This window comes from Streptomyces zinciresistens K42 (assembly GCF_000225525.1).
GTDB lineage: Bacteria > Actinomycetota > Actinomycetes > Streptomycetales > Streptomycetaceae > Streptomyces > Streptomyces zinciresistens.
The window spans coordinates 1-4,426 of sequence record NZ_AGBF01000329.1 but is presented as its reverse complement, the minus strand read 5'-3'; the positions used below and the strand labels follow the sequence as shown (position 1 = coordinate 4,426).

Sequence of the window (4,426 nt, the reverse complement as noted above, 5' to 3'; positions counted from 1 at the left end):
CGCGCCGGATCGCGCTGGATGCGGACGGCGGGCGCCCATGCCTGAGACCGCCCGCCTGACGCAGGCGGCCCGCGCCAGGGAGGCCACGCTCCACGGGCAGCGCACGCCCCCGGGCCGGACCCCGCCGCCCGCCCGCCGCCGCGGCCCCCGCGCGCTCCTGACGGGCCTGGTCGTCACCGCCCGGCCCCGGCAGTGGGTCAAGAACCTCCTCGTCCTGGCCGCCCCGGCCGCCGCCGGCCGGCTCCTCTCCGTGCACGCCCTGACCCAACTCGCCCTCGTCTTCGTGCTGTTCACCGCCTGCGCCGCCGCGGTCTACCTGGTCAACGACGCCCGGGACGCCGAGGCCGACCGCGCGCACCCCGTCAAACGCCACCGCCCGGTCGCGGCCGGCCAGGTCCCCGTCCCCCTCGCCCACGCCGTCGGAGGCGCCCTGGCGGTCCTCGCGCCCCTCCTCGCGGCCGTACTGGCCTCACCCGCCGTCGCGGCCCTCCTCGCGGTGTACGTCGCCATGCAACTGGCCTACTGCCTGCGCCTCAAGCACGTCCTGGTCGTCGATCTCGCCGTCGTCACCACCGGGTTCCTGATGCGGGCCATGGCCGGCGGACTCGCGCTCGGCATCCCGCTCTCCCGCTGGTTCCTGATCACCACAGGCTTCGGCGCGCTGTTCATGGTCTCCGCCAAGCGCTACTCCGAGGCCGTGCAGATGGCCGGGAAGGACGGGGCCACGCGCGCGCTGCTCACCGAGTACACCACCGGCTACCTGCGCTTCGTGTGGCAGCTGGCCGCCGGGGTCGCGGTGCTCGCCTACTGCCTGTGGGCGCTGGAGGAGGGCGGCGACGCGCGCGACGGCCTGCTGCCCTGGCGCCAGCTCTCCGTGGTCGCCTTCATCCTCGCGATCCTGCGCTACGCCGTCTTCGCCGACCGCGGCACGGCGGGCGAACCCGAGGAGGTCGTGCTGCGCGACCGCGGCCTCGCGCTCATCGGCCTGGTGTGGCTCGCCCTGTACGGGCTGGCGGTGGCCCATTGGTAGCCACGCGCGCGTGGCCGCGCCCGCGCGAGCACCGCGCGCGGGCGGCCCCCGGTGCCGCCGCGCGGGCCCGCCGCCGCGAACTCACCGGCTTCGCCGCGGCCGGACTGCTCGCCTACGCCGTCGACCTCGCCCTGTTCGCCGCCCTGCGCGGCCCCGCCGCCCTCGACCCGCTCACCGCCAAGGCCCTCGCGTTCGCCGGCGGCTGCACCGTCGCCTACGCGGGCAACGCCCTCGGCCCCTACCGCCACACCCGCCCGCGCGGCCTGCGCCCCTACGCCCTGTTCTGCGCGGTGAACGCCGCGGGGGCCGCCGTACAACTGCTGTGCCTCGCCGTCAGCCACTACGGCCTCGGCCTCACCTCCGCGCGCGCCGACCTCGTCTCCGGGGCGGGAATCGGCATGGCGCTGGCTACGGTCCTGCGGTTCTGGGGCACACGGACATGGGTCTTCCGGACCGAGGGCAGGGGCGGATCATGGACTGGCTGAAGAAACTCCCGGTCATCGGCGCCGTGGTCGCCCGGTTGATGACCACGCACGCGTGGCGCTCCTACGAGCGCATGGACCGCGTGAAGTGGACACGACTGGCGGCCGCGATGACGTTCACCAGCTTCGTCGCGCTGTTTCCGCTGCTCACGGTGGCCGCGGCGATCGCCGCCGCGGCCCTCGGCAAGGAACAGCAGGCCAAGCTGGAGGACAAGCTGGCCGACCAGGTGCCCGGCATCGCCGACCAGCTCGACATCAACGCGCTGGTCCAGAACGCCGGCACCGTCGGACTCATCGCAGGCGCCGCCCTGCTGCTGACCGGCATCGGCTGGGTCGGCTCCACGCGCGAGTGCCTGCGCGCGGTGTGGGAGCTGCCGGACCCGGCGGAGAACCCGCTCCTGCGCAAGGTCAAGGACGCGGGCGTCCTGGTCGGCCTCGGCGGCGCCGTGCTCCTGACGATCGCGATCTCCACCATCGCCTCGGCCGCCGTCGGCTGGACCACCCGCCAGCTCGGCCTCGACGAGGGCGGCTGGGGCGGCGTCCTGCTCCAGATCGCCGCCTTCGCCGTCGCCGTGCTCGCCGACTTCCTGCTCCTGCTGTACGTGCTGACCCTGCTGCCCGGCGTCGAACCGGCCCGCCGCCGCCTGATGGTGGCCGCCCTGATCGGCGCGATCGGCTTCGAGCTGCTGAAGCTGCTGCTCAGCGGCTACATGCAGGGCGTCGCCACCAAGAGCATGTACGGCGCCTTCGGGGTGCCCGTCGCCCTGCTGCTGTGGATCAACTTCACGTCCAAGCTGGTCGTGTTCTGCGCCGCCTGGACGGCGACGCAGGACAAGCGGACCGAACTGGGCGACGACAGCCCCGGCCCCGAAGGGGACGCGGCGCCCCCGGACGCGCCGGGCGGCACGGACGTCAGGAACGGCCCCGGCGCCGCACCAGGTCGGGCAGCGGCCAACGGCGGTTGACCAGGAACGCGCCCGCCCCCAGCAGCACCAGCACCCCGCCCGCCACGCCGAGCGCGATCCCCATCCCGCCGGACGCGGTGGCGGCCGAGGCGCCCACCGCCGGTGTCGGGGACGGCCCCGCGTCACCGGTGCCGCCCGCCTCCCCCGGGGCGTTGGCGCCGGGCTGGGCACTGGACTGCACGGCGCTCCTCGGCGGCACCAGCTCACCCACCGGCCGCACCTTCCCGGCCGCCCCGAAGCCCCAGTCGAACAGCCGCGCGGTCTCCTTGTAGACCTCGTTGCGCTCGCTCTTCGCCGGATTCATCACCGTCACCAGCAGCACCCTGCCGCCCCGCTCGGCCACCCCCGTGAAGGTGGCCCCCGCGTTGGTGGTGTTGCCGTTCTTCACACCCGCGATGCCCTGGTAGACCGGGACGTCGCTGTCGCCGGCCAGCAGCCGGTTGGTGTTCTGGATCTCGAAGGACCCACGGACGGACTTCTTGCCCTTCCCGCCCTTCTTCGTCGCGCCCGGGAAGGTGGCCGCGACCGTCGAGCAGTACTCCCGGAAGTCCTTCTTCTGCAGCCCGGAGCGGGCGATCAGCGTCAGGTCGTACGCCGAGGAGACCTGGCCCGGGGCGTCGTAGCCGTCCGGCGACACCACGTTCGTGTCGAGGGCCTGCAACTCCTCGGCGTGCTCGTTCATCTGCCTGACGGTGGCCGCGATGCCGCCGTTCATCTTCGACAGCACGTGCACCGCGTCGTTGCCGGACCGCAGGAAGACCCCGAGCCACAGGTCCCGCACGGTGTACGTCTCGCCCTCCTTTATCCCCACCAGGCTCGAACCCGGCCCCACGTCCGCGAGGTCGGAGGGGACCACGTCGTGCTTCAGCGAGCGCGGGAACTTCGGCAGCACCGTGTCGGCGAACAGCATCTTCAGGGTGCTCGCGGGCGCCAGCCGCCAGTGCGCGTTCCGCGCGGCGAGGACCTGGCCGGACTCGGCGTCGGCGACGACCCAGGAACGGGCCGTGACGTCCTTGGGCAGCACCGGGACCCCGCTCGCCAGGTTCACCTGGGTACCGGGCCGGCCCAGCCGCACACCGCCCACGGTCGACATGTTCGCCGGGGGAGTGGCCGACGGGCTCGTGCGCGGCGGGCTCGTGCGCGGCGAGGGGGTGGGCACCGCGTGGGCGAGCGGCGCGGTCAGCGCGAGGGACGACAGGGCTGCGGAAGTGACCAGCGCGGCTCGCCGTGCGGTCTTCTTGGGTGCGGGCACGAGCGGAAAAGTACATGCCGTACCCGGGGAAGTCGCGTTCTCGCCCCCACCCCGCCCCGAGCGCCCGACACCCGGCGGCGATACTGGACGCATGAAGCTCAGCCGCCCCGTCTCCTGGTTCCTGCTCGCCTTCGGGGTGTGGAGCTGGGTCATCTGGGTCACTTTCGTCAACAACCTGATCAAGAACGGCAGCGGGCTCGCGTTCGACGACGGCCGGCCGACGGCGTACTTCTGGGTGCACCTGACGCTCGCGGTCGTCTCCTTCGTATGGGGGACGGTCATCGGGGTCATCGGGTTGCGCGCCGTGCGCGCACTGCGCCGGACGACATAGGAACTCGGCCGCCTCCCGGGACGTTCACCCGGCACACGAGAGGAAAGGGAACGTCGGCGTGGTCATCGTCTTCGTACTGGTCGCACTGCTGGTACTGGCCGTCCTGGTCACGGGCAACTGGTATGTGTGGCGGCGGCTGTTCCGCGACACGACCCGCGGGCCCGGCCCCGTGCGCCGCGCGGGCGTGGCCGTCATCGCCGCCGGCTGGGCGCTGGCGATCGGCGCCTTCGTCTCCACGCGCGCGGGCGCTCCCCTCTGGCTCCAGCAAGTGCTGTCCTGGCCCGGCTTCCTGTGGCTCGCGCTCTCGCTGTACCTGCTGCTCTACCTGCTCGCGGGTGAACTCGTACGGCCGCTGCTGCGGCGCCT

Annotated in this window: 5 protein-coding genes and 1 pseudogene; 5 read left to right on the top strand and 1 reads right to left on the bottom strand. The window is 73.4% G+C overall.

Annotated elements, in window-relative coordinates; translation table 11 throughout:
- Positions 1-37 precede the first annotated feature (37 nt).
- Genes SZN_RS35645 through SZN_RS35635 form a run of 3 tightly spaced genes read left to right on the top strand, consistent with a single transcriptional unit; the run spans position 38 to position 2,477 of the window.
- On the top strand, positions 38-1,030 hold the full coding sequence (locus tag SZN_RS35645; RefSeq protein WP_007505121.1) for a decaprenyl-phosphate phosphoribosyltransferase: 993 nt from the start codon (positions 38-40) through the stop codon (positions 1,028-1,030).
- Entirely contained in the window at positions 1,024-1,515 is a 492-nt protein-coding gene (locus tag SZN_RS35640) for a GtrA family protein (protein ID WP_007505120.1), read from the top strand. Before SZN_RS35645 ends, SZN_RS35640 begins: the two co-directional genes overlap by 7 nt.
- Positions 1,503-2,477 (top strand): YihY/virulence factor BrkB family protein, encoded by a 975-nt coding sequence (locus tag SZN_RS35635; protein ID WP_007505119.1) that lies wholly within the window; start codon positions 1,503-1,505, stop codon positions 2,475-2,477. Before SZN_RS35640 ends, SZN_RS35635 begins: the two co-directional genes overlap by 13 nt.
- Here the strand turns inward: SZN_RS35635 and SZN_RS35630 are convergent.
- Positions 2,425-3,729 (bottom strand): D-alanyl-D-alanine carboxypeptidase family protein, encoded by a 1,305-nt coding sequence (locus tag SZN_RS35630; RefSeq protein WP_007505117.1) that lies wholly within the window; start codon positions 3,727-3,729, stop codon positions 2,425-2,427. The two genes, SZN_RS35635 and SZN_RS35630, sit on opposite strands and share 53 nt — an antisense overlap.
- A gap of 91 nt (positions 3,730-3,820) precedes the next feature.
- On the opposite strand from SZN_RS35630, the gene SZN_RS35625 reads away from it, so the two are divergent.
- Together SZN_RS35625 and SZN_RS35620 are read left to right on the top strand one after the other, a co-directional pair.
- The gene (locus SZN_RS35625) at positions 3,821-4,060 is read left to right on the top strand and encodes an SCO4848 family membrane protein (RefSeq protein WP_007505115.1); all 240 of its coding nucleotides are present in this window, start codon (positions 3,821-3,823) and stop codon (positions 4,058-4,060) included.
- 58 nt (positions 4,061-4,118) lie between these two features.
- Positions 4,119-4,426: pseudogene (locus tag SZN_RS35620) on the top strand (metallophosphoesterase); the annotation flags it as partial.